This window comes from Propionivibrio sp., from assembly GCF_047602565.1.
In the GTDB taxonomy this organism is placed as follows: Bacteria; Pseudomonadota; Gammaproteobacteria; order Burkholderiales; family Rhodocyclaceae; genus Propionivibrio.
Window position 1 is genome coordinate 862,841 of the sequence record NZ_JASGGX010000001.1, and the last position, 23,999, is coordinate 886,839.

Consider the following 23,999-nt stretch of genomic DNA (forward strand, 5'->3'; position numbering starts at 1 on the left):
GACAGGAAAGCGGGCAAGAATGGGATCAGAAAATGACGCATGGCGCACGAGGATTCCAAGATTCGTGCGCTCCGCCCGCCGGAGCCGCCCGAGTGTGATGCGGACGGGATGTTCAGGCGTAAATCTACGTCAAGCTTATCGATGACGTCAAGTTAAATGAGAAATATTATTGAATACCCGATCAGCCTGTCAGTCGGAAAGGGCCCGTGTTGGCGATGCGCGGCCGTCGTCAGTGCCGAGTCGCTAGGCGTGGACGAAACGGAAAGTATCGGCGCCAAGTCCGTCGCCAAGCAGAACAGCTCTCAAAAACCAGTTTTGCCGCCGCGGGGTCCTTGCAGTTTGAAACGGCCAATCGTCGTGCGGGCCTGCGCGAATGACTCAGGGTTGGCGCCTCCGCCGGCGGTAATCGCGGCATCCAGATACCGAAACCCACCGGCTTCCCCGGATCACGGAGTGATGCCACGACTTCGTTCCAGACGGCAGGCGTCCTCCGTGCCGCCTCGCGGCGCTCCGATAGCGGCGATGTATCGCCGGCATTGGCTTAATTAACTGGAAACGGAGGTGAGGGCTCGCTAGACTTAGCGCTGAGCAGCAGGCGGTCCATTTTATAAAAGGAGAGTCCTCATGACCACAGAAAGCAAATGCCCCTTCGCCGCGCAACACGGCGCACGTACCACGGAAAGCATGCAGTCGAACCGTGACTGGTGGCCAGACCAGTTGAACCTGTCGATCCTGCAGCAGCACTCAGAGAAGTCGAATCCTATGGGCAGAGACTTCAACTACGCCGAGGAGTTCCAGAAGCTCGACCTCGATGCGGTGGTCGCCGACCTGAAGGCCCTGATGACGAACTCGCAGGACTGGTGGCCGGCGGACTTCGGCCACTACGGGCCGCTATTCGTGCGCATGGCCTGGCACAGCGCGGGCACCTATCGCATCTCCGACGGCCGCGGCGGCGCCGGCCGGGGCCAGCAGCGCTTCGCGCCGCTGAACAGCTGGCCGGACAACGTCAGCCTGGACAAGGCGCGCCGCCTGCTGTGGCCGATCAAGCAGAAGTACGGCCGCAGCCTTTCGTGGGCCGACCTGATCGTCCTCACCGGCAACGTGGCGCTCGAGTCGATGGGCTTCAAGACCTTCGGTTTCGGCGGCGGCCGCGAGGACGTGTGGGAACCGGATGAAGGCGTCTACTGGGGCAGTGAAACCAAGTGGCTCGGCGGCGACGTGCGCTATGCGCATGGTTCGGAAGGGGTCGACAAGGGCGACGACAAGGCCGTGCTGGTGTCCGACGACGACGCCGACGGCGACAAGCACTCGCGCATCCTGGAGAACCCGCTCGCGGCGGTGCAGATGGGCCTGATCTATGTGAACCCGGAAGGCCCGGACGGCAACCCCGACCCGATCGCGGCGGCCAAGGACATCCGCGAGACCTTCGCCCGCATGGCGATGAACGACGAGGAGACGGTGGCGCTGATCGCCGGCGGCCATACCTTCGGCAAGACGCACGGCGCCGGGCCTGCCACGAACGTGGGTCCCGAGCCGGAGGCGGCCCCGATCGAGGCGCAGGGCCTGGGCTGGCACAACAGCTTCGGCACCGGCAAGGGCGGCGACACGATCACCAGCGGCCTGGAAGTCACCTGGACGACGACGCCGACCAAGTGGAGCAACAACTTCTTCTGGAACCTGTTCGGCTACGAATGGGAACTGACCAAGAGCCCGGCCGGCGCGCACCAGTGGGTCGCCAAGGGCGCCGGCGCGACGATTCCGCACGCGCACGATTCGTCGAAGAAGCTGGTGCCGACCATGCTGACCACGGACCTCTCGCTGCGCTTCGACCCGGAGTACGAGAAGATCTCGCGCCGCTTCATGGAAAACCCGGACCAGTTCGCGGATGCGTTCGCCCGCGCCTGGTTCAAGCTGACGCACCGCGACATGGGCCCGCGCTCGCGCTACCTCGGCAAGCTGGCGCCTCAGGAAGAGCTGATCTGGCAGGACCCGGTGCCCGCAGTCGACCACCCGCTGGTCGACGAGAAGGACGTTGCGGCTCTGAAGGCGCAGGTGCTGGCTTCCGGCCTGTCGATTTCCCAGCTGGTCTCCACCGCCTGGGCCTCGGCCTCCACCTTCCGCGGCGGCGACAAGCGCGGCGGCGCCAACGGCGCGCGCATCCGCCTCGCCCCGCAGAACGAGTGGGCGGTCAACCAGCCGGAGGAACTGGCGCGCGTGCTGGCGAAGCTGGAAAGCATCCGCCAGGAATTCAATGGCGCGGCCTCGGGCGGCAAGAAAATCTCGCTGGCCGACCTGATCGTGCTGGCGGGCAATGCGGCCGTCGAGGCGGCGGCAAAGGCCGTCATGGACGTGACGGTGCCCTTCGTGCCGGGCCGTACCGACGCCTCGCAGGAGCAGACCGACGTCGCTTCCTTCGCCGTGCTCGAACCCAAGGCCGACGGCTTCCGCAACTACCTCCGCCGCGGCCTGGAGCCGTATGCGGCCGACCTGCTGGTCGACAAGGCGGAGCAGCTGACGCTGACCGTGCCCGAAATGACGGTGCTCATCGGCGGCCTGCGCGTATTGAACGCCAACGTCGGCCAGTCGGCCCACGGCGTGTTCACCAAGCGTCCGGGCGCCCTCAGCAACGACTTCTTCGTGAATCTGCTCGACATGGGCACGGTCTGGAAGCCGACCTCGGAGGCCCGCGAGTCGTTCGAAGGACGCGACCGCGCCACCGGCGAACTGAAGTGGACGGCTACGACTGTCGATCTCGTCTTCGGGTCGAACTCGCAGCTGCGGGCGCTCGCCGAAGTCTATGCCTGCGACGATGCGAAAAAGACCTTCGTGCGCGACTTCGTGGCGGCGTGGAACAAGGTGATGAATCTTGACCGCTTCGACGTGAAGTAAGGCAATACGGCGTTCGGAAGCGTTTCGGGCGCATCCGCGCCCGCTTCCGAAACACTCATGGACCCTCGCTTGCCGAGGGTCCATTTGTTTGGGGGCTGCAGAAGCAGACTGCCGCGCGTCCGGATCAAGAGGCGGCGGATTGGCCGCCGGCCGAGACCGCCTTGCTGCGCTCGATGGACTGCAGCGCCAGGTAGTTGTCGCCGAACTTGACGAGGTTGTCCATTTCCTTGTCGTAGCGGTCGAAGTGCGTTTCCTCGTCGGCGACCAGCGCCTCGAACAGCTTCTTCGACACCGAATCCTCGTTCTGCGAGCATTCGTTCGCCCAGCGGTTGTAGTCGCGGGCGCTGGCCGTCTCCATCTTCGTCGCCATTTCGAGCATGCCCTTGACGTCGTGGATCTTCTGCACGCTTTCGGACGCGGCCATCTCCACGTCGCCCTTGAGGAACAGAATCCGCTCGGACAGTTTTTCGATGTGCATCATCTCCTCGATCGCCGTCCGCTTGAACAGGTTGGCGAGGAGGTCGTAGCCCTGGTCATCGCAGTGGAAATGAAAGTACATGTACTGGTGCACCGCCGAAAGCTCGTCGGCGACCGCCTTGTTGAGCAGCTCGATACTCTTCTGGTTTTTCATCGTTTTCTCCCAATCCATGAAAGACGGTCTCGATCGCCGGCACGCATTGCCGACAGCCGGACGCCATGATTTTAAACGAGCCGTCTTGAAACACGCAGCGGCAAAAGGGTTATCATTGCTTTGTCAACATAGAGTCGTAACGGGCCCGGCGAGGCCACATCGCCGTATTTCGGGAGTGCCCGGCAAACGAATCCGAACGCGCGGCCGCGCCGCGGGCGACAGCTCCGCGGAAACATCGCACCGGCCGCCGCGCCACGGAAGGGAAAAGAAGGGATTCACCAGATGAAACGCATCGTTTCCGCCGTACCGGGGCGGCTGCGAGTCAGGGATTCGCGCCTGTCCGATCGCGCCGTCGCCCAGCGCGTCATCGATTCGACCACGCGGGAATTGCCCGTGCTGGAGGCGCGCGCCAATCCCGCCGCGTGCAGCGTGATCCTGCGCTACGACGCCAAAGTGATCCCGCTGCCAGAAATGCAGCAGCGGACCGAGGCCGTGCTCGCCGCCTGCCTCGCCTCCCAGAGCGGCGAACATCCGCCGAGAAGGCGCCGCCGCAGCGCCCGCCTGAGAGTCAACCGCTACGCCAAGATCGGCGCGCTGGCCAGCCTGGCCGCCTCGCTGGCCTTCGCCTACACCGGCCCCAAGCGCCTGCACATCGTCACCGGCTGGATCTTCGTGGCCTGCCTGTGCGCGCACCTGACCATCTTCCGGCGCACGCTGGTGCATTGACCGGCCGGCGCGGCACACCGAATCAGCCAAGATAGCGAAACCATGAGCATCATCGAAAAACTCCGCCAATTCTCGCCTTGCATAAGGATCGCCCATCACGTGCCCGGCCGCATCCGCCTGCGGCTGCTGGTCGATCAACTGCCGCCGCTCGACCCGCAGACCGAATGCCTGGTCGCCCGGGCGCGCACGCTCAAGGACGCGCTCGACGCCACGCCCGGCATCCGTTCGATCCGGGTCAACGCGCTGGCGCGCTCGTGCACCATCGAATACGACCACCGGGCCATTCCCTTCCAGGCCTGGCCGGATTTCCTGGGCAGCGTGCAGAGCGAGGCGGCGGCCGTGCTGCAACGGATCATCTCGGACAAATACATGGAGGTGGCCTGTGCCTGACTTCACCTGGGATTCCCGCGGCATCCACGGGGCCTTGCGCACCGCGCTGGGCGCGGAGATGCAGGCGCGCGCGTTCTGCCGGCGCATGACGGAAGCCTACGGCTCCCGCGCCCCCTTCCCCGCCCTCCTGGCCGGCAGCGAAAAGCGCGTCGGCTGGCTGGTCGCCGCCTGCCGGCGGCACGGCGTCGCCTGTCCGGCGGACGCCTACGCCGGCACGGAACGGATCACCGGCACCTGGTTCGAGGATTGCCGCCGGGCGGCCAACGGCGAAGCCGCGCTGGCCGCGCTCCATGCGCGCCAATGGCCGCTGGCCGGCGCGCCGGACATCGCCGCCGTGTTCGAACGCCTGCGCCGCCAGTCGCTCAACCGCCGCCTGCCGCAGCTGCTGCGCGCCGTCATGCGGGCCGAGCGGACCGAGCGGATGCACGCCGCCTACGGCATCCCCGCCGAGGAGGCCTACCTGCGGCATGGATTCTTCTCGGATTTCCTGGAGAAGACCTTCTCCATCCTGGGCGCTGAACATCACCCCTTCGGGCTGTTCGCGCCGCTGCTGCGCAATACCAGCCCCGCCCTATTGACCGGTCTGGCTGTCGGGGGTGCCATGGCCTATGCGCTCAAGAAGAAACCCCCGTCGAGAAGAAAGGAAGGTTGACATGTTTCCATTGCTCCCATTTGCCGCCGGCCTGCTGGCCGGAGTGGCCGCCATCAAGCTGATCCGCAACGACAAGGCGAAAAAGCAACTGGACAAGGCGCAGGACCGCCTGCGCGAAGCCACCGTGAGCGGCCTTGCCACCCTCGAACACTCGTCGGCGCGCCTGCGCGACAAGCTCCAGGCGGCGCCGGCCGCCGCCCCCGCCGTCGAGACGCCGGCGGCGGCAGCCAAGGCGGCGAAACCGGCCCGCAAGCCCGCCGCCAAACGCCGGGCGCCGGCCAAGCCGAAAGCGGCCGCGCCCACCGGAGGCGCCGCATGAAGCGCCGCGTGCCGCCGTGCCCGGCGTGGGGACCGGTGCCTCCCGGCTACGGGCGCCCGCGGCGCGGCCGGGGCTGCGCCGTCGTCCCGCCGGTTTGGCCGGCGCCGGAACTGGCGGCGCGTAACGGTTTCGTGCGCGGCTTCATCGCGGCCGGACTGGTCGCCGCCAGCGGCGCCGGACGTCCGGCGCGCCGGGAGACGCTGCGCCTCGCCCTGCAGGGCGGGACCGCGATGGCCGCGGGCGTCGCCGGCGCCAACGCGATCGACCGCCGCGACTACGCTTCGGCGCTGGTCGCCGTGGCCGCCGGCGCGGCCGGCCTGAGCGTCATCAAGCATCTGTTCCAGGATTCACCTTCCAGCACGAAAGAGGTCATCGATGAGCAAGAAAAAGCTTAAGAAGATGCTGCGCAAAGCCATCAAGAACGGCTACGGACAGAACGGCGCGGCGGGATACGAAAATTACGGCGCGGGCGGCGAGGACGGCTACGGCTATGGTTTCCCCGGCGCCTATGGCGGCAAGGACGCCGCGCAGCAGCAGGGACTCGGCCTGCTGCGTGGTCTGGGCCTGCCGCGCGGTCTCGGCGCGGGAACGACGGAGCAGTTCGTCATCGGCGCCCTGCTCGGCGCGGCCGCCGCCTACGTGCTGGCCGACGAGGAACTGCGCGGCAAGATCATGAAGTCGGCGATGAAGCTCTACACCGGCCTGGCCGGCGGCGTCGAGGAGTTCAAGGAGCAGATGGCCGACCTCAAGGCGGAGATCGAGGCCGAACACGGCGCCTGATACATGACGCAGGAAAGCTGGTTCGTCCGTCTCGAGCGCCTGCACGAGACGCGCGGTCGCGTGCGCTGGCGCTATCGCTGCCGGCCGGAGACGCCCCAGGCCGCGAAGGACATCTCGCTGGCGGCGAGCAACCTGCCCGGCGCGGTCAACGCGCGGGTCAACGCGGCGGCGCGCGCGCTGATCGTCGAATTCGACGCCGGCCGGACCGATGCCGATGCGCTGGAAGCGGGCCTCCTGGCGCTGGGCGCGCCGCCGCCGCTGCGCTCCGGCAAGAACGGGACGGGCGCCGCCGAGACGCGCGGCGTGATCGCCAGCCTGATCACCCTGCTCGCCACGCAGCGCCTGCCGGAAACGCTGAAGACGCCGGTGACGCTGGCCGCCGCGGCGCCGCTGCTGGCGCACGCCCTGACCGAGCTGCGCGAGAGCGGGCTCACCTCGCACGTGCTGGAGGCGCTGGCCGTGTCGATCTCGGTGGCGCGCAAGGACTACCTGGCGGCCAACACCACGACCTTCATGCTGGCCCTCGGCGAGTACCTGGAGGAATCGATCGCCCGGCGCTCGGAAGAACTGCTCAAGCACCTCGTCCACCCGGTCAGCGACGAGGTCTGGGTCGAGCGGGACGGCACTGAAATCCTGACGCCGGCCGGCGAAGTGCAGGTGGGCGACACGGTCGTCGCGGCGACGGGCACCGTCATTCCGATCGACGGCACCGTGCTCGGCGGCGAGGCCACCATCAACGAGGCGTCGATGACCGGCGAGAGCACGCCGGTGGTCAAGGTACGCGGCGACGCGGTGCTCTCCGGCACGCTGATCGAGGAAGGACGCATCCGCATCTACGCCGAGCACGTCGGCGGCAAGACCGCCGCCGCGCGCATCGCCGAATACGTCGAGCAGTCGCTGACCGCCAAGAGCGAGGCGCAGCTCCAGGCGTCCCGCCTCGCCGACCGGCTGGTGCCGGCGGTGCTCGGCCTGGCCGGCGCCTCGTTCGTGCTGACGCAGGACTGGGAACGCACCGCGTCCGTGCTGCAGGCCGACTATTCCTGCGCGCTCAAGCTGGCGACGCCGGTAGCCTTCAAGTCGTCGATGTACTCGGCCGGCAAGAACGGCATCCTGTTCAAGGGCGCGACGGCGCTGGAGCGGCTGGCCGAGGCCGACACCTTCGTGTTCGACAAGACCGGCACGCTGACCACCGGCCTGCTCGAAGTCACCGATTCGATCGCCCTGGACGAGGCCTTCACCCCGGACGACCTGATCAGCCTCGCCGCCTCGGTCGAGGAGCACTACTTCCATCCGCTGGCGATCGCCGTGGTCAGCGCCGCGCGCGCGGTGCACGGCCGGCACTTCGACCACACCGAGGTCGAATTCGTGGTGGCGCACGGCGTGGCCAGCGAAATCGACGGCAAGCGCATCGTCATCGGCTCGCGCCACTTCATCGAGGAAGACGAAGGCATCGACGTCGCCGAGCACGAACCGACCGTCAAGCGCCTCTACCGGCAGGGCAAGACGCTGCTTTACATCGGCTACGGCGGCGCCCTGATCGGCCTGCTGGCGCTCAAGGACCATCTGCGCGAGAACAGCGCGGAAACGGTCCGGCGCCTGCGCGCGCTGGGCGCCAGGCGCATCCTGATGCTCACCGGCGACCACCGCGAACGGGCGGCGGAACTGGCCGGGACGCTCGGCCTGGACGGCTTCCACGCGGAACTGCTGCCGACGGACAAGGCGGCGATCATCGAAAAGATGAAGGCGGACGGCGCGCGCATCGCCTTCATCGGCGACGGCATCAACGACGCGCCCGCGCTGTCCGGCGCGCACGTCGGCATCGCCATGCAGAAAGGCGCCGACATCGCCCGCATGTCGGCCGACATCGCGCTGCTCGAGGACGACATCGCCCGCGTCGCCGACGCCAAGGCCATCGCCGCCCGCGCCATGAAGCTCATCGACACCGACTACCGCCTGGCGGTCGGCCTGAACACCGCGATCCTCGGCGCCGCCGCGCTCGGCGTCCTCAAGCCGATCGCCGCCGCCACGCTGCACAACGGCACCACCATCGGCATCCTGCTCAACGCGCTGCTCGGCGGCAGGAAGGTCTGAAGCGGGCCGCACGCATCACCTCCTCCCCCTTCAAGGGGGAGGTCGGGAGGGGGATGGGGTGGTGGCAAGGCCAGGCGCTTACCCCATCCCCACCCCGGCCTTCCCCTTGCAGGGGAGGGAGCGCACGTTCATGCGGTCGACCTGGCCGACGGCAAAGACGGCAGCAATGGTGTATGGTGCCCCTTCGACGACATGAACGAATCGCCCGATGACCGACGATCCTGCCCGTATCCTGCTTGATCCAGGCTTTCAGAAATACTGCCGCCGCGCCGCCGCGATCATGTACCTGCTAATCCTCGTCCTCGGCTCGATCCCCGGCGCGCGCGCCGGGATCGGGGAATACGCGCCGAGCGCCGTCCTGCACGGGTTGTCCTATTCCGTGCTGGCGCTGCTGCTCTTCCTCGGCCGCCCCGGACACGCCGCGCAACGGGCGAAGACGGCCGTGCTCGGCGTCATGTTCATGGGCGCCGGGGACGAGTTCGTACAGTCTTTCCTGTCCTACCGCGGCGCCTCGGTTGCCGACTGGCTGGTCGACTGCGCGGCGGCCCTGGCGGCCGCCGCCGTACTGTTCGTCCTGTATCCCCGGCTGATGCGGGGACGGACTGCGCAGGCTAGCCGAACAGGCCGCCTTTCTTCAGCAAGGCCAGCCCCTCCGTCAGCAGATCGCCCTGATTTTCCTGCGGCAACCGGCCGTCCGGCGTCAGGTGATCGATGATCTGCGGCAGCAGGTCGGCCAGGCCGCTCGAGGCCTGTTGCGGCGTGATGCCGAGCTGGGCCGCCAGCCCTGGAAGTAGCGAATCGCCCAGCGACGCCTGAAGCTGCTCGGCCGACACCGGCTGGTTCCGGCCGGTCGATACCCAGGAATCGGCGGCTTCGCCGAGGCCGCTCTGCCGCAGGATGCCCAGCAGGCCGCCGAGGCCGCCGATCTGCGGATTGTTGATCAGCTGCAGCACGGCCTGGATGAGTTGCGTATTGCCGCCGCCGTTCTGGCCGCCGGCCAGCGCGCCGACGACCTGGTCGAGAAGTCCCATGTCCGTCCCCTCCGTGAAATCGGTGAAGGAATCATCGTAGCCGAGCGGTCCCCGGCAAAATGTGAAGAATTGCGAAGGCAGCCTGTGCAGCGGGTGCCGTGCCGTTCCGGCACTGCCTGGGGAATCAGCCGCGCTCGACGGAAACGACGCCCTGCAGCCGGCCGTTTTCCACCCTTGCGGTGATCGTGCACCGATCGCCGTCCGCGCATTTTTGCAGGATCGCCTTTTCTTCGGGTGAATGGCGCCCGAACAGCAGCGCCGCACCATCGGGGCATTCGATGCGGCCGCAGCCGTCTTCCAGGACGATCCGGCCGGAAAGGCTGATCGTCCGCTCCGGCGTCTGCTGCGCGCCGCAGGCGCCGATGCAGCGCACGCCGCCGCAAAACCCGCATTCGGCCTTCTGCGGAGGCGGCCGGCGCAGGTTCAGCATTTCCGGAAGATGTTTGAAAAAACCGCGCATGACTTTCCAGGACGGGAGGGATTCCGGCGCCCGCCGGCGGCAGGCGGTGTCGAGTATATAACGCTGGCGGATTCCGTCCTTGCCGGAGCCGGTTCCGCCGGGGCAAGCGCACGAACGCCGGACACATCGACTCCTCCCCCTTCAAGGGGGAGGCTGGGAGGGGGATGGGGTTGTGGCGAGGCCGGACGCTTACCCCATCCCCACCCCGACCCGGTAGTGCTGGCTTTACACAGCCAGCCCGTTCGGACGGCGCAGAGCGGTGCTCTGCGAAACCCCGTCCTCACCCCCTTGGAGGGGAGGGAGAGCAGGTTCGGACAGCGCGATTTCGAATTTCCAATTCGAGCCAACCCTGATAAGTTTCATACTGGCGCGCCGCCGCCGGGACGGCGCCGTCGAAAAAAAACGTGCGTGCCGCGCTGGCGCCTGGCAGACCGGCCTGCCGTCACCAAAGGAATCCGCCATGGATGTAGCGTTCGCCCTGGGCCTCACCCTGCTGGCCGGCCTCGCCACCGGCATCGGCAGCATCATCGCCTTCACCGCGCAGCGCACCAACTACCGCTTCCTCTCGGTGGCGACGGGATTCTCGGCGGGCGTGATGCTTTACGTCTCCTTCGTCGAGATCTTCTTCAAGGGCGTGGCGGCGCTGACCGAACGCTTCGGCGATCCCTGGGGGCACTGGATCAACGCCGCTTCGTTCTTCGGCGGCATGCTGCTGATCGGGCTGATCGACAACATGATCCCGGCGGGCGAAAACCCGCACGAGGTCCGCACCGAGGACGAAACCCTGCCGCTGCACGACGCCTCCGCGGTCCACGCGCCGCCGCCCGTCCCGGCACTGGTCGTCGCGGCGCCCGTCCATCCGCACGGCGGGCACGATCATCACCGGCTCATGCGCATGGGGCTGTTCACCGCGCTGGCCATCGGCATCCACAATTTTCCCGAAGGGCTGGCGACGTTTCTCGCCGCGCTGGAGAACCCCCAGCTCGGCGTGGCCATCGCCATCGCCATCGCGCTGCACAACATCCCGGAAGGCATCAGCGTCTCGGTGCCGATCTTCTACGCCACCGGCGACCGCAAGCGGGCATTCCTGTACTCGATGCTGAGCGGGATCGCCGAACCGGTGGGGGCCGGCGTCGCCTACCTCATCCTGTTTTTCGTTTCCGGCGGCGAAGGCGGCGTGGTCCCGCCCGAGCTGATGGGCATCCTGTTCGGCGGCGTGGCAGGGATCATGGTGTACATCAGCCTGGACGAACTGCTGCCGACCAGCCGCGCCTACGGCAAGGGCCACGACAGCCTGTTCGGCCTGGTGGCCGGCATGGCGGTGATGGCCCTCAGCCTGCTGCTGATGCGCTGACCGGATCAGAGCGTCGTCAGCACCAGCACCTGCGCGAACAGGATGCGCAGGAACATGGTCAGCGGATAGACCGTGGCGTACGCCGTGGACTGCGCCTGCACGGGCGCGAAGCCGTTGGCGAACTCCAGCGCCGGCGGATCGGTCATCGCGCCGGCCGCCACGCCGCAGATTTTCAGGTAGTTGATCTGCATGAACCGGGCGACCGCCGCCGCGGCGAAGATCGGGACGAAGGTGATGACCGCGCCGTAGAGCATCCAGACGTACCCGCCGGCATTGAACGTCTCGACGAAGCGCTCGCCCGAGGACAGGCCGACGCAGGACAGGAACAGGATGATGCCGAGTTCGCGCAGCATGGCGCTGGCGCCGGGCGCGATGTAGAAGTCGTAGCTCCCGATGCGCCCCTTGAAGCCCAGGAACAGCGCCACCAGCAGCGGCCCGCCGGCCATGCCGAGCTTGGCCGGCACCGGCAGCCCGGGAATCGCCAGCGGCACGCTGCCGAGCATGACGCCGAGGAAGATGCCGAGGAAGATCGGCGCCGGATTGGGATGCACGAGTTCCTTCACCGAATTGCCGAGTTCCTCGCGGATGTCGTCGAGCAGTTCGCGCTTGCCGACGACGCGCACCACGTCGCCGAGTTCGACCACGGTGCCGGCGGTCGGCAGGATTTCCATGCCGGAACGGAAGATGCGCGTGATGTTGGCCTCGTAGCGCCGGCCGATGCCGATCTGCTCGATGGTGCGCCCCGCCGTCCGGCGGCAGGTCACCAGCACGTGGAACATCGCCAGGTCGCCCGAAATTTCGCGCTTGCCCGAGATTTCCGTCGGGCCGATCTTCAGGCGCAGGTTGTCGAGGTGGTCGGCGGTAGACACGCCGTACAGCACGTCGCCGTCGCACAGCGCGATCTCGTCGCGCGGGATCAACTGGTCCTCGCCGCGGCGGATGCGCGAGATGACCAGTTCCTCGTCGATGAAGCGCCGGACGTAGCCGATCTGCTGCCCGATCAGGTTGGGATTGGCGACGGTGATCGTCACGCTTTCCAGCTTCTGCTGGCCGCCGTTCACGCTGGCGTTGTAGTCGGCCACTTCCCGGTCGATGCGGATGCCGAAGAAGAAGCGGATCAGCACCATCGTCACGATGATGCCAACGATGCCGAACGGGTACGCGAGGGCGTAGCCCATGCCGGCGATCTCCGCGTCGCCCGCGCCGCCGTATTCGCTGAGCAGCTGCTGCGCGGCGCCCAGTCCCGGCGTGTTGGTCACCGCGCCGCTCATCACGCCGGTGATCACCGGCGTATCCACGCCGAGGTAGGCATGGAACGCCCAGGCGATGGCAAAACCGGCGATGACCACGGCGGCCGCCAGCAGGTTGAGCCGCAGGCCGTCGCTGCGGAACGCCGTCAGGAAGCGCGGGCCGACGTCGATGCCGACGGCGTAGACGAACAGGATCAGCCCGAATTCGCGGGCGAAGTGCAGCAGATGCGTATCGGGCCGGGCGCCGAAATGGGCGAACAGCAGCCCCGAGAACAGCACCCCGGCCACCCCGAGGCGGACCCGGCCCAGGCTGCATTTGCCGAGCAGCACGCCGGCGAACGCTGTGGCGCTGATCCAGAAGACGGCGGTGGCCACGCCCGTGCCGAACAACAGTTTTTGCATTGTTTCCACGAAGTTCTCTTTCAGAAATTGATGACTTTCCGGCGGCGGACACCGACCGGGGACGGCGCCTTCAGCGCAGCTCGATCCGTTCGATCTCCGCCACCGCCGCGGCGATGAATGCCTCGCCGACCGGCCGCGCCGCGCCGTCGGCACCGCGCACGGTCTGCAGGACGAGGCGGCGCACGCCCAGCCCGGCCAGTTGCACCGCCATGCGCCGGGCATCCTCCGGCGAGAGCAGCGATTCGTCGGCCGTGCAGCGAATCTCGCACGGCGTGCCGCGCGCCAGCAGATGCACCAGCGCACGCCGTACCGCCGCGCCGCCGTTGGCGCCCGTCACGTGCCGATAGCGTTCGAACGGCGCCTTTACGTCGAAGCCGACCCAGTCCGCGAGCGGCAGGATTTCGGCGAACCGCGCGGGCCGCATGCCCGAGGTATGCAGCCCGATGGCGAAGCCCAGCCCGCGCGCCTCCCGCATGGCGTCGCCCAGGCCGTCCTGCAGCAGCGGCTCACCGCCGCTGAACACCACGGCGTCGAGCAGCCCGCGCCGGGAGGCGAGCCAGTCCAGCACCGCCGGCCAGGGCTGGCCGGCGGCCGATGCCTCGACCGGCTGGAGATGCGGATTGTGGCAATACGCGCAGCGCCACGGACAACCCTGGCAGAACACCACCGCCGCCAGACGCCCCGGATAGTCGACGGTGGAAAACGGGATCAGTCCTCCGACGCGGAGCGGGCGCGGCGCGGCCATCCGGTCACCGCGCCGGCAGCGGCCAGGGTTCGTCGAAGTGCTGGCGCTCGCCATGCTCGCACTGCTTGCCGGGGTTGAACTCGCTGACAGGGCGGTGATAGCCCATGACGCGCGTCCACACCTCGCAGCGCTGGCGCTCGTGGTCGGCCAGATGGTACGGATTGAAGGACGATGGACGGATGGCATACATAAAAATCTCCTTTCGGGGGATGAAAAAACGGAACGGCGATCAACCCGCCGACGCCGCCGGCTGCCGTCGCCGGGCCGCGATCTCCTCGTCGCAGAGCGGGCAGAACTCGTGCTCGCCGTTGAGGTAGCCGTGCTTGGGGCAGATCGAGAAGGTCGGCGTCACGGTGATGTAGGGCAGCCTGAACCGCGACAGCGCGGTGCGCACGAGCTGGCGGCAGGCGTCCGGCGAGGAGATCCGCTCGCGCATGTAGAGGTGCAGGACGGTGCCGCCGGTATAGCGGGTCTGCAGCTCGTCCTGCCGCTGCAGCGCCTCGAACGGATCGTCGGTAAAGCCGACCGGCAACTGCGTCGAATTGGTGTAATACGGCGCGTCCAGCGTGCCGGCCTGCAGGATGTCCGAATAGCGCCTGGCGTCCTCGCGCGCGAAACGGTAGGTGGTGCCCTCGGCCGGCGTCGCTTCGAGGTTGTACAGGTTGCCCGTGCCCTCCTGGTAGTCGCGCATGCGCTCGCGCAGGAAATCGAGCAGGCGCAGCGCCAGTGCGTGGCCCTGCGGACGGCTGATGTCGGCCACGCCGCAGGTGAAATTGCGCACCATCTCGTTCACGCCGTTCACGCCGATCGTCGAGAAGTGGTTGCGCAGCGTGCCCAGGTAGCGCCGGGTGTAGGGGAACAGGCCGTCGTCCATCAGGCGCTGCACGACCTTGCGCTTGATCTCCAGGCTGTCGCGCGCCATGTCGGCCAGCTGGCCGAGCCGCGCGAACAGCCCGGCCTCGTCGCCCGCGAAAACGTGGCCGAGCCGCGCGCAGTTGATCGTCACCACGCCGATCGAGCCGGTCTGCTCGGCCGAGCCGAACAGGCCGTTGCCGCGCTTCAGGAGCTCGCGCAGGTCGAGCTGCAGGCGGCAGCACATCGAGCGCACGTGGTTCGGCTGCATGTCGGAGTTGAGGAAGTTCTGGAAGTACGGCAGCCCGTACTTGGCGGTCATGGCGAACAGGCGCGCGGCGTTCTCCGATTCCCACGGAAAGTCCGGCGTGATGTTGTAGGTCGGGATCGGAAACGTGAACACGCGGCCGCGCCGGTCGCCGGCAGTCATCACCTCGATGAAGGCGCGGTTGATCATGTCCATCTCGGCCTGCAAGTCGCCGTAGGCGAACGGCATCTCGGCGCCGCCGATCACCGGCACCTGCTCGCGCAGGTCGGCCGGGCAGACCCAGTCGAAGGTCAGGTTGGTGAACGGCGTCTGCGTGCCCCAGCGCGACGGCACGTTGAGGTTGTAGATGAACTCCTGCAGGCCCTGGCGCACCGCGCCGTAATCGAGCCCGTCGTTGCGCACGTAGGGCGCGAGGTAGGTGTCGAAGGAGCTGAACGCCTGCGCGCCCGCCCACTCGTTCTGCAGCGTGCCGAGGAAGTTGACCATCTGGCCGAGCGCGCTGGAGAAATGCTTCGGCGGATCGGCCTCCGGCTTGCCGGCGACGCCGTTGAAGCCCTCGTACAGCAACTGGCGCAGCGACCAGCCGGCACAGTAGCCGGACAGCATGTCGAGGTCGTGGATGTGGAAATCGGCGTCGCGGTGCGCCTGGCCGATTTCCGGCGGGTAGACGTGCGACAGCCAGTAGTTGGCGATGACTTTGCCGGAGACGTTGAGGATCAGCCCGCCGAGCGAATAGCCCTGGTTGGCGTTGGCCTTGACGCGCCAGTCGGCCCGGTCGACGTATTCGTCGATCGACGCCGCCACGTCGATCAGCGTGCGCCGGTCCTCGCGCAGCCGCCGGTGCTGGTCGCGGTAGGCCACGTAGGCGCGGAAGGTGTGCAGATGGTTGGCCTCGACCAGCACCTGCTCGACCACGTCCTGCACCTGTTCGACCGTCGGGTCGGAACTGGCAAAGCGGTGGCGCAGCACCTTGAGCACGCGCTGCGCGAGCAGGTCGGCCTCGTCGTCGTCGAACTCGCCCGAGGCCTGCCCGGCGCGCGCGAGCGCCACCGCGATGCGGCGCGCCTCGAAGGCTACGCGGCGGCCGTCACGCTTGACGATTCCGCGGGGGAGAAGGGACTTGCGCGGTTTTGTCTGCTGCTCTGTTACCTGCCCTGCTGGGTGGCTGTGCATCGCTCGGCTCCGCAATGGAAATGGGGAGCGGACCGCACCGGCGCCACGGCGCGCGCGCCCGCGCCGAACCGGAAGGCGAACGCCGCCTTCCCGGCCTCGCGCCGGACACGCTGAATGCGAATCGAATGGACATGCTGCACCTTTCGTCCGGGACGCCCCGCCCCTTTACGTGGAAAAATGCTGAGGCAGGTCTCCTGGCTCTCGGGTCGCCGTCCTGCGCCCGCCTTCCCGGTGCACGACCAGTGGCAAGATGGGGCGAGGACTCGCCGATTACAGTTGCGGGGGCAGCTCCGGATTTCAGGCCAAGACTTCACGCCCGGCACCGGATTCCCTTTCAATCCCCTTGCGGGGAACCATCAACGGCCGCGAGTCTATCGGCATGTACGGCCCATTGTCAATTACGGTTTCCCGCAAGCCCGCATTTCCGCGACGGTTTTGGCGCCGCCGCGACACCCACTATATTTAGTAAATATTTAGCCATCCGCTACTAGGGATAGTAGCGACAGGGTTGACCCGGCGCGCGAAATACCTTTAGACTGCCTACCGTTGATGGTTCCCTACCCAGGGATTAAAAGGGAATCCGGTGCCGAGCATTGCATGCTTTGAAAACCGGAGCTGCCCCCGCAACTGTGATCGGAGAGCATTTCGCCGACCACCGCCACTGGATGCGTCCGGGAAGGCGGGCGAAATGCGCTGACCCGAGAGCCAGGAGACCTGCCGCAACGTCCTTCCACCAACGATGGGGCGGGGTGTCCCTGACGAAAGGTTTGCGCGTGCTGCTGCTGGTTTCCGTTCGCGAGGCGCCGTCCCGGCCGGGAAATCCCCGCGCCGGCGCTCGTTCCGCCTGCGGCGCGCTCCTCCGGTTCTCCGCCCCCCTGTCCGGAGAACCGCCGTGCCACCAGACGTTCCAGCCCCCTCCGACGCCAGCGAATCCGCGCTGGCCGCCCTGCAAGTCATCCGCCGCAACGGCGCCGTGGCCGGGTTCGACCCCGGCAAGATTGCGCTGGCCATGACCAAGGCCTTTCTCGCCGTCGAAGGCAGCCAGAGCGCGGCTTCGTCGCGCGTGCGCGAGGTCGTCGCCCGGCTCACTGAAACGGTCGTCCGTTCGCTGACCCGCCGCCTGCCGGACGGCGGCACGGTGCACATCGAGGACATCCAGGACCACGTGGAGCTGGCGCTGATGCGCGCCGGCGAGCACGACGTGGCGCGCGCCTACGTGCTGTACCGCGAACGCCGCGCCGCCGAGCGCGCCGCGCTGGCCGAGGCTGCCGGCGCCCCGGCCCTGCACGTGCTGGCCGACGGGCGGCGCGTCCCGCTCGACCCCGCGGCTCTGCTGCGCGACTGCGAATCCGCCTGCGCGGACCTCGGCGACGCCGTTTCGCCGCGCGCCATCGTCGACCACGCGCTGAAGAATCTCTACGACGGCGTCAGTATGGCTGACGTGCGGCAGGCCCTGGTCCTGGCCGCCCGCACGCTGATCGAAACGGAACCCGGCTACAACTACGCGGCGGCCAGGCTGCTGCTCTCGGCCCTGCGGCAGGAGGTGCTCGGCCATCCCGCCGCCGCGGAACTCCAGGAGCGGGCCACGGCCGACTACCTGCCGCGCTTCGTCGAACGCGGCATCGCCGCCGAACTGCTCGATCCGCGCCTCGCTGAGTACGATCTGGACAGGCTGGCGGGCGCCCTGAAGCCCGAACGCGACCGGCTGTTCGGCTACCTGGGGCTGCAGACGCTGTACGACCGCTATTTCCTGCACGTTGACGGGCGGCGCATCGAGCTGCCGCAGATTTTCTTCATGCGCGTGGCGATGGGGCTGGCGCTCAACGAAATCGACCGCGAGGCGCGGGCCATCGAGTTCTACGACCTGATCTCGGGCTTCGACTTCATGTGCTCGACGCCGACGCTGTTCAACAGCGGCACGCGGCACGCGCAACTGTCGTCCTGCTACCTGACCACGGTCGACGACGATCTCGACGGCATCTACCAGTGCATCAAGGAAAACGCCCTGCTGCAGAAGTATGCCGGCGGCCTGGGCAACGACTGGACGCCGGTGCGGGCCATGGGCAGCCGCATCAAGGGGACCAACGGCAAGAGCCAGGGCGTGATTCCCTTCCTCAAGGTGGTAAACGACACCGCCGTCGCGGTAAACCAGGGCGGGAAGAGGAAGGGCGCCGTCTGCGCCTATCTCGAAACCTGGCACCTGGACATCGAGGAGTTTCTCGACCTGCGCAAGAACACCGGCGACGAGCGGCGGCGCACGCACGACATGAACACCGCCCACTGGATTCCCGACCTGTTCATGAAACGGGTCATGGAGGAAGGCGAATGGACGCTGTTCTCCCCCGACGAGGTGCCGGACCTGCACGAGAAGTTCGGCGCCGACTTCGAGGCCGCCTACCTCGCCTACGAGGCGCAGGCCGCCGCCGGCCGGCTCAGGCTGCACAAGAAGGTCGCCGCCCTGCAACTGTGGCGCAAGATGCTGACCATGCTGTTCGAGACCGGGCATCCGTGGATCACCTTCAAGGACGCCTGCAACCTGCGCTCGCCGCAGCAGCATGCCGGCGTCGTGCATAGCTCGAACCTCTGCACCGAGATCACCCTCAACACCTCGCCGTCCGAAACCGCCGTGTGCAACCTCGGCTCGGTCAATCTGCCGGCGCACCTGAAGGACGGCGAACTCGACCAGGAGAAACTGGCGCGCACCGTGCGCACCGCCCTGCGCATGCTCGACAACGTCGTTGACATCAATTACTACGCCACCCCGAAGGCGCGCAACGCCAACCTGCGCCACCGCCCGGTCGGCCTCGGCATCATGGGCTTCGCCGACTGCCTGTACCGGCTCGGTCTGCCATACGCCTCGGAAGCTGCGGTTGACTTCGCCGACCGCAGCATGGAAGCCGTGTGCTACCACGCCTACTGGGCATCGACCGAACTGGCGCGGGAGCGCGGCCGCTATTCGAGCTTCGCCGGCAGCCTGTGGGACCGCGGCATCCTGCCCCTCGATTCGCTCGACCTGCTGGCGGCCGGGCGCGGCGGCCACCTCGAAACCGACCGCGGTTCCCGGCTCGACTGGACGGCGCTGCGCGCGCGCATCGCCGCCCACGGCATGCGCAATTCGAACTGCGTGGCCATCGCGCCGACGGCGACCATCGCCAACATCGTCGGCGTCTCGGCGAGCATCGAGCCCGGCTACCAGAACATCTACGTCAAGTCGAACCTGTCCGGCGAGTTCACGGTGGTCAACGAGGCGCTCGTCCGCGACCTGAAGGCGCTCGGGCTCTGGGACGCGGTGATGGTCGCCGACCTCAAGTATTTCGACGGCTCGCTGGCGCGCATCGAGCGCATTCCCGACGAACTCAAGGCCCGCTACGCGACCGCCTTCGAGATCGACCCGCGGTGGCTGATCGAAGCCGCGGCGCGCCGCCAGAAATGGATCGACCAGGCGCAATCGCTCAACCTGTATCTCGCGCGGCCGTCGGGCAGGAAGCTCGACGAAATCTACAAGCTGGCCTGGCGGCGCGGGCTGAAGACCACCTATTACCTGCGCACCCTGGGCGCCAGCCAGGCCGAGAAGGCCGGCGGCCGCGACGACGCCGTCCCGCAGGAAGAACCCAAATCCTGCGGCATCGACAACCCCGACTGCGAGGCATGCCAATGAACGCGCTCCCCTTCGACGACTGGGACCTGCCGCCGGCGCCCGACGCTGCGCCTGCCCAACCATCCGACCGGGCACTGGCCCCGGTCAACGCCGCGGACAAGCGCATCGTCAACGGCAAGACCGACATCAACCAACTGGCGCCGTTCAAGTATCCCTGGGCCTGGGAGTTCTTCCTCAAAGCCAACCGCAACCACTGGACGCCGCTGGAAATCAGCATGGCGCAGGACGTCCAGGACTACCACCACACGCTGACGCCGGCCGAGCGGCACGTCTTCTCGAACGTGCTGGCCTACCTGACCACCTCCGACATCCTGGCCATGCGCAACATCGGCCTGGCGGTGATGGAGAAGATGAGCGCGCCCGAATTGCAGATCTACCAGGCCCGCCAGGTCTACGAGGAAGCCCTGCACACGTGGACCTACCAGCATTGCATCGAAAGCCTGGGGCTCGACCAGCAGGAAATCTACAACCGCTACCGGGTCGTCCCGGCAATCCACGGCAAGATCGAGCTGGCCAATCGGCGCCTGGACCGCGTGCTCCGCTCCGATCTCGACCTCGAAGACCGGGACAACCTGCACGAGTTCGCGCTCTCCTACCTGTTCTTCGCGGCGATCTTCGAGGGCTGCTGGTTCTACAACGGCTTCACGCCGATTTTCGCCTTGCAGCGGCGCGGCTTGATGAAAGGCGCCGCCGAGCAGCTCCAGTACATCATGCGCGACGAAGTGCTGCATTGCGCCTTCGGCATCCGCGTCGTGCGCGAACTGCTCAAGGAAGAGCGGCTCACGCTCGACCCGCAGGCGCTGCGCGCCCTGTGGGACGAGGCGGAAGCGACGGAGACGGCGTACGCGGGTTATATCCTGCGCGACCCGATCCTGGGCTACAACGCCGAGCTCCACGTCGGGCAGTTCCGCTTCATCGCCAACCGCCGCGCCCGACAGGTGGGCATCGCCGAGCCCTTCCCCGACGCGGAGAATGTCCTGCCCTGGCTGGACGAGCAGGCCAACCTGCGCAAGGAGAAGAATTTCTTCGAGACGCGGGTCACCGAGTACCAGACGGGCGGCGCGCTGAACTGGGATTGATGTCGGTTTCCATCCTATCGGCGATCCGGATTTACGGTAGAATCGCGAGCCGTGGCGCCACCAAAAAACACTATATATAGTTGTTTATTATCAAATAGAACACTACATATAGTATAAAAAGCTTGCCATCGCCGAAGCATGGACATTAAAATCGACGCTTTCCCAATAGGATCAAAAGGGAATCTGGTGCAGGCCGAATCGCGCCGGGACGGCCGGACGCCAGTTACAGGCAACAGGATCATCTTCGAGTGCCGTCCGCCTTTTCCGGAGGGCGGCCAACCTGCCCCCGCCCTTACGTTATCCGCACGTCACATTGCCGGCACGCGGCCTTCGGACGGCATGCCGCGAAGACACTTTCCAGCTCGGAGAAGCTAATGTTCAACGTCATCAAGCGCGATGGTACTACGGCCCCGTTCGACATCATGAAGGTGGCCGTTGCCTGCCAGAAGGCAGCAGCCGCCGCCAACATCCCCAACCCCAGCGCAGTCGCGTTCACGGTGGCCGCCGAAGTCGAAAAACAATGCCGCGGGCAAGGCCGGGCTGCCATCGATATACCCACGATTCAGCAGCATGTCGAAGACGCGCTGATGCGCCTGCATCCCGAAGTCGCCCGCCACTACATCGAATACAGGCATGACCGCGACGTCGTCCGCGTGCGCGGCTCGGCCCTGCATGCCCAGCTCATGGGCCTGGTAGACAAGACCGACGAAGAGGCCGTGACCGAAAACGCCAACAAGGACGCCAACGTCTTTCCCGTGATGCGCGATCTGATGGCCGGCATCGTCTCCAAGCAATTCGCCGGCAACTTTCTCTCCAAGGACGTGCTGCAGGCTCACAACGAGGGCGACCTGCATTTCCACGACCTCGATTACTCACCTTTCCTGCCTTTCACCAATTGCTGCCTGGTCGACCTGGAAGGCATGCTGGGACACGGATTCCGCCTGGGCAACGCCGGCATCGAGAGCCCCAAGTCGGTTGGCGTGGCGTGCGCCGTCACCTCGCAGATCATCGCCCAGGTGGCCAGCCATCAGTACGGGGGCACCACCATCCCGAACATCGATCAGACGCTGGCCCCGTATGTCCAGAAGAGCTACCAGAAGAACCTCGACATCGCGCACCAGTACGGCATCGCGGACCCTCTGCGCTACGCGCGCGAGCGTACCGAGAAGGAAACCTACGACGGCATCCAGGCCTGCGAGTACGAGATCAACACGCTGTTCAGCTCCAACGGCCAGCAGCCTTTCGTCACCTTCTCCTTCGGCATGGGCACCAGCTGGCAGGAGCGCGCCGTGCAGCGCGCCATCCTGCAGGTGCGCATCAAGGGCATGGGCAAGGAAGGCATCACGCCGGTCTTCCCCAAGCTGGTGTTTTTCATCGAGGCAGGCATCAATCTCCGGCCGGAAGACCCGAACTACGACATCAAGCAACTCGCGCTGGAATGCGCCTCCAAGCGCATGTATCCGGACATCATCTCGGCCAGGCTCAACCGTCAGCTGACCGGCTCCTCCACGCCGGTCTCGCCGATGGGCTGCCGCAGCTTTCTGTCGGCATGGAAGGACGAGCACGGCCGGGAAGTGCTGGCCGGGCGCAACAACCTCGGCGTGGTCAGCATCAACCTGCCGCGCATCGCCATCGAGGCGCAACAGGACCAGAAGCGCTTCTTCGAGATCCTCGACGAGCGCCTGGACATGGCCCACCAGGCTTTGATGACGCGCATTCGGCGCCTGGAAGGCGTCAAGGCCAACATCGCGCCGATTCTCTACACCGAAGGCGCCTTCGGCGTACGCCTGAAACCGGACGACGACATCCTCGATCTATTCCGCAACGGCCGCGCCTCGATCTCGCTGGGCTACATCGGCCTGCATGAAGTGGCGCTGCTGATGTCCGGCGGTGAGCATCCGTTCGACAACGAAGCCCTGCAGGCTTTTCTGCGCCGGGTGGTGGCCTACCTCGCCGCGGCCACGCGGCGCTGGAAGTCGGAATCCGGCTGGGGCTTTTCCCTCTACTCCACCCCCAGCGAATCGCTGTGCCACCGCTTCTGCAAGCTGGACGTGGCGCGCTACGGCGAAATCCCCGGCGTCACCGACAAGGGCTACTACACCAATTCATTCCACCTCGACGTGGCGCGCAAGGTCAATCCCTTCGAGAAGATCCAGTACGAAAAGGGCTTCGCCGACGCCGCCTCGGGGGGACACATCACCTACGTCGAACTGCCCAACATGCGCCACAACCTCAAGGCGCTGGAGCGCATCTGGGATTACGCCGTGGACCATGTACCCTATTTCGGCACCAACACGCCGGTGGATTCCTGCGGCGAATGCGGCTTCATGGGCGAGGCCCTGGCCACGGCGGAGGGCTTCACCTGTCCCGAGTGCGGCAATCATGACAGCGCCAGCCTGTCGGTGACGCGCCGCGTGTGCGGTTACCTCGGCAGCCCGAACGCCAGACCCTTCAACGCCGGCAAGCAAAAGGAAGTCATGCGCCGCGTCAAGCATCTGGCCGCGTCCGTGCCGGAGACGGCGCCCCGCGGCGAGGAGCTTGACGCACAGGCGGCATGAACTACGACCGCTACTACACGTGCGACGTGGTCAATGGTGAAGGACTGCGGGTCACCCTGTTCGTCACCGGCTGCACGCACGCCTGCCCCGGCTGCTACAACGAATCCATCTGGAACCGGCGCTCCGGCAAGCCGTTCACGGACGAGGTCCGCCAACGCTTGCTGGAGGAATGCCGCGACCACGACGGCTTGAGCCTGTCCGGCGGCGACCCGCTGCTGCCGGCCAACCGTCCGGCCATCGCCGAACTTTGCCGCCTGTTCAAGCAACAGTATCCCGACAAGGACATCTGGCTATGGACGGGCTACCTGTTCGAGGAAGTGCGGCACCTGGAAATGCTGCGCGATGTCGACGTGCTGATCGACGGCCGCTACCTGCAAGACCAACCCACCACCCAACCCTGGCGCGGCTCCGACAATCAGCGCCTGATACGCCTGGCATCGCACCGCTAGGTTCAAAAGGCCTGCCGCGCGTCCTCGGTCAACCGCCACGGCAGCGGCAGATCGTGCAGGACGCGCCCGATGCCCGACCCGTGGCAGGATGGGGCGGGGACCCGCCGATCACAGCTGCGGGGCAGCTCCGGATTTCGGGCCAAGCTATCGGCAGGCGAGCTTCGTTGCCAATTGCGCGTTCCCGCAATCGGGCATTTTCGTAAACGCTCAACGGCGGCATGGCGATATTTTTCGTCAAAATC

The 23,999-nt window shown here is 66.8% G+C and carries 21 protein-coding genes and 2 riboswitches; of the genes, 14 read left to right on the plus strand and 7 right to left on the minus strand.

Features of this window, described 5'->3' with window-relative positions; genetic code table 11:
* Positions 1–624: 624 nt before the first annotated feature.
* Complete coding sequence (gene katG / locus QM701_RS03895; RefSeq protein WP_415165781.1) at positions 625–2,889, plus strand: catalase/peroxidase HPI; 2,265 nt, start codon at positions 625–627, stop codon at positions 2,887–2,889.
* A gap of 124 nt (positions 2,890–3,013) precedes the next feature.
* Here the strand turns inward: katG and QM701_RS03900 are convergent, their stop codons facing one another.
* A complete protein-coding gene (locus tag QM701_RS03900; protein ID WP_415165782.1) occupies positions 3,014–3,520 on the minus strand; it encodes a bacterioferritin in 507 nt (168 codons plus the stop codon).
* A gap of 282 nt (positions 3,521–3,802) precedes the next feature.
* Here QM701_RS03900 and QM701_RS03905 point away from each other — a divergent pair, with 282 nt between their 5' ends.
* From QM701_RS03905 to QM701_RS03940, 8 genes are all read left to right on the plus strand, one after another.
* Positions 3,803–4,246: a hypothetical protein gene (locus QM701_RS03905; protein ID WP_415165783.1), complete on the plus strand. Its 444-nt coding sequence runs from the start codon at positions 3,803–3,805 to the stop codon at positions 4,244–4,246.
* A 42-nt stretch (positions 4,247–4,288) separates the two neighbouring features.
* Positions 4,289–4,636, plus strand: a complete 348-nt coding sequence (locus QM701_RS03910; protein ID WP_415165784.1) for a cation transporter — start codon at positions 4,289–4,291, stop codon at positions 4,634–4,636.
* Positions 4,629–5,288, plus strand: a complete 660-nt coding sequence (locus QM701_RS03915) for a ferritin (protein WP_415165785.1) — start codon at positions 4,629–4,631, stop codon at positions 5,286–5,288. The genes QM701_RS03910 and QM701_RS03915 overlap by 8 nt, the downstream gene beginning before the upstream one ends.
* 1 nt (position 5,289) lies before the next feature.
* Positions 5,290–5,607: a hypothetical protein gene (locus QM701_RS03920; RefSeq protein WP_415165786.1), complete on the plus strand. Its 318-nt coding sequence runs from the start codon at positions 5,290–5,292 to the stop codon at positions 5,605–5,607.
* Positions 5,604–6,002 (plus strand): hypothetical protein, encoded by a 399-nt coding sequence (locus QM701_RS03925; RefSeq protein WP_415165787.1) that lies wholly within the window; start codon positions 5,604–5,606, stop codon positions 6,000–6,002. The genes QM701_RS03920 and QM701_RS03925 overlap by 4 nt, the downstream gene beginning before the upstream one ends.
* Complete coding sequence (locus QM701_RS03930; protein WP_415165788.1) at positions 5,983–6,387, plus strand: hypothetical protein; 405 nt, start codon at positions 5,983–5,985, stop codon at positions 6,385–6,387. The genes QM701_RS03925 and QM701_RS03930 overlap by 20 nt, the downstream gene beginning before the upstream one ends.
* 3 nt (positions 6,388–6,390) lie before the next feature.
* Positions 6,391–8,478: a heavy metal translocating P-type ATPase gene (locus QM701_RS03935; protein WP_415165789.1), complete on the plus strand. Its 2,088-nt coding sequence runs from the start codon at positions 6,391–6,393 to the stop codon at positions 8,476–8,478.
* 208 nt (positions 8,479–8,686) lie between these two features.
* The gene (locus QM701_RS03940; protein WP_415165790.1) at positions 8,687–9,193 is read left to right on the plus strand and encodes a VanZ family protein; all 507 of its coding nucleotides are present in this window, start codon (positions 8,687–8,689) and stop codon (positions 9,191–9,193) included.
* Here QM701_RS03940 and QM701_RS03945 read toward each other — a convergent pair.
* Both QM701_RS03945 and QM701_RS03950 read right to left on the minus strand, forming a co-directional pair.
* A complete protein-coding gene (locus tag QM701_RS03945; RefSeq protein WP_415165791.1) occupies positions 9,090–9,509 on the minus strand; it encodes a YidB family protein in 420 nt (139 codons plus the stop codon). The two genes, QM701_RS03940 and QM701_RS03945, sit on opposite strands and share 104 nt — an antisense overlap.
* A 124-nt stretch (positions 9,510–9,633) precedes the next feature.
* Positions 9,634–9,969, minus strand: a complete 336-nt coding sequence (locus QM701_RS03950) for a hypothetical protein (protein ID WP_415165792.1) — start codon at positions 9,967–9,969, stop codon at positions 9,634–9,636.
* Positions 9,970–10,429: 460 nt separating this feature from the next.
* Between QM701_RS03950 and zupT the strand changes: the two genes are divergently transcribed.
* The gene (gene zupT, locus QM701_RS03955) at positions 10,430–11,323 is read left to right on the plus strand and encodes a zinc transporter ZupT (RefSeq protein ID WP_415165793.1); all 894 of its coding nucleotides are present in this window, start codon (positions 10,430–10,432) and stop codon (positions 11,321–11,323) included.
* A 5-nt stretch (positions 11,324–11,328) separates the two neighbouring features.
* Here zupT and QM701_RS03960 read toward each other — a convergent pair whose 3' ends face one another.
* The 4 genes from QM701_RS03960 to QM701_RS03975 form a co-directional block, all read right to left on the minus strand.
* Complete coding sequence (locus QM701_RS03960) at positions 11,329–12,975, minus strand: putative transporter (RefSeq protein WP_415165794.1); 1,647 nt, start codon at positions 12,973–12,975, stop codon at positions 11,329–11,331.
* A 70-nt stretch (positions 12,976–13,045) separates the two neighbouring features.
* A complete protein-coding gene (locus QM701_RS03965; RefSeq protein WP_415165795.1) occupies positions 13,046–13,720 on the minus strand; it encodes an anaerobic ribonucleoside-triphosphate reductase activating protein in 675 nt (224 codons plus the stop codon).
* A gap of 4 nt (positions 13,721–13,724) precedes the next feature.
* Entirely contained in the window at positions 13,725–13,910 is a 186-nt protein-coding gene (gene nrdD / locus QM701_RS03970) for an anaerobic ribonucleoside-triphosphate reductase (RefSeq protein WP_415165796.1), read from the minus strand.
* Positions 13,911–13,949: 39 nt separating this feature from the next.
* Positions 13,950–16,013, minus strand: a complete 2,064-nt coding sequence (locus QM701_RS03975; RefSeq protein ID WP_415165797.1) for a ribonucleoside triphosphate reductase — start codon at positions 16,011–16,013, stop codon at positions 13,950–13,952.
* Positions 16,014–16,179: 166 nt separating this feature from the next.
* Positions 16,180–16,386, minus strand: a riboswitch (cobalamin riboswitch).
* A 160-nt stretch (positions 16,387–16,546) separates the two neighbouring features.
* Positions 16,547–16,750, plus strand: a riboswitch (cobalamin riboswitch).
* Positions 16,751–16,905: 155 nt separating this feature from the next.
* Here QM701_RS03975 and QM701_RS03980 point away from each other — a divergent pair.
* The 4 genes from QM701_RS03980 (at position 16,906) to nrdG (ending at position 23,757) form a co-directional block, all read left to right on the plus strand.
* Positions 16,906–19,671, plus strand: a complete 2,766-nt coding sequence (locus tag QM701_RS03980) for a ribonucleoside-diphosphate reductase subunit alpha (RefSeq protein WP_415165798.1) — start codon at positions 16,906–16,908, stop codon at positions 19,669–19,671.
* Entirely contained in the window at positions 19,668–20,750 is a 1,083-nt protein-coding gene (locus QM701_RS03985) for a ribonucleotide-diphosphate reductase subunit beta (RefSeq protein ID WP_415165799.1), read from the plus strand. The genes QM701_RS03980 and QM701_RS03985 overlap by 4 nt, the downstream gene beginning before the upstream one ends.
* Positions 20,751–21,124: 374 nt before the next feature.
* The gene (gene nrdD / locus QM701_RS03990; RefSeq protein ID WP_415165800.1) at positions 21,125–23,308 is read left to right on the plus strand and encodes an anaerobic ribonucleoside-triphosphate reductase; all 2,184 of its coding nucleotides are present in this window, start codon (positions 21,125–21,127) and stop codon (positions 23,306–23,308) included.
* Positions 23,305–23,757: an anaerobic ribonucleoside-triphosphate reductase activating protein gene (gene nrdG, locus QM701_RS03995; RefSeq protein ID WP_415165801.1), complete on the plus strand. Its 453-nt coding sequence runs from the start codon at positions 23,305–23,307 to the stop codon at positions 23,755–23,757. The genes nrdD (QM701_RS03990) and nrdG overlap by 4 nt, the downstream gene beginning before the upstream one ends.
* The last annotated feature ends 242 nt before the right edge of the window (positions 23,758–23,999 follow it).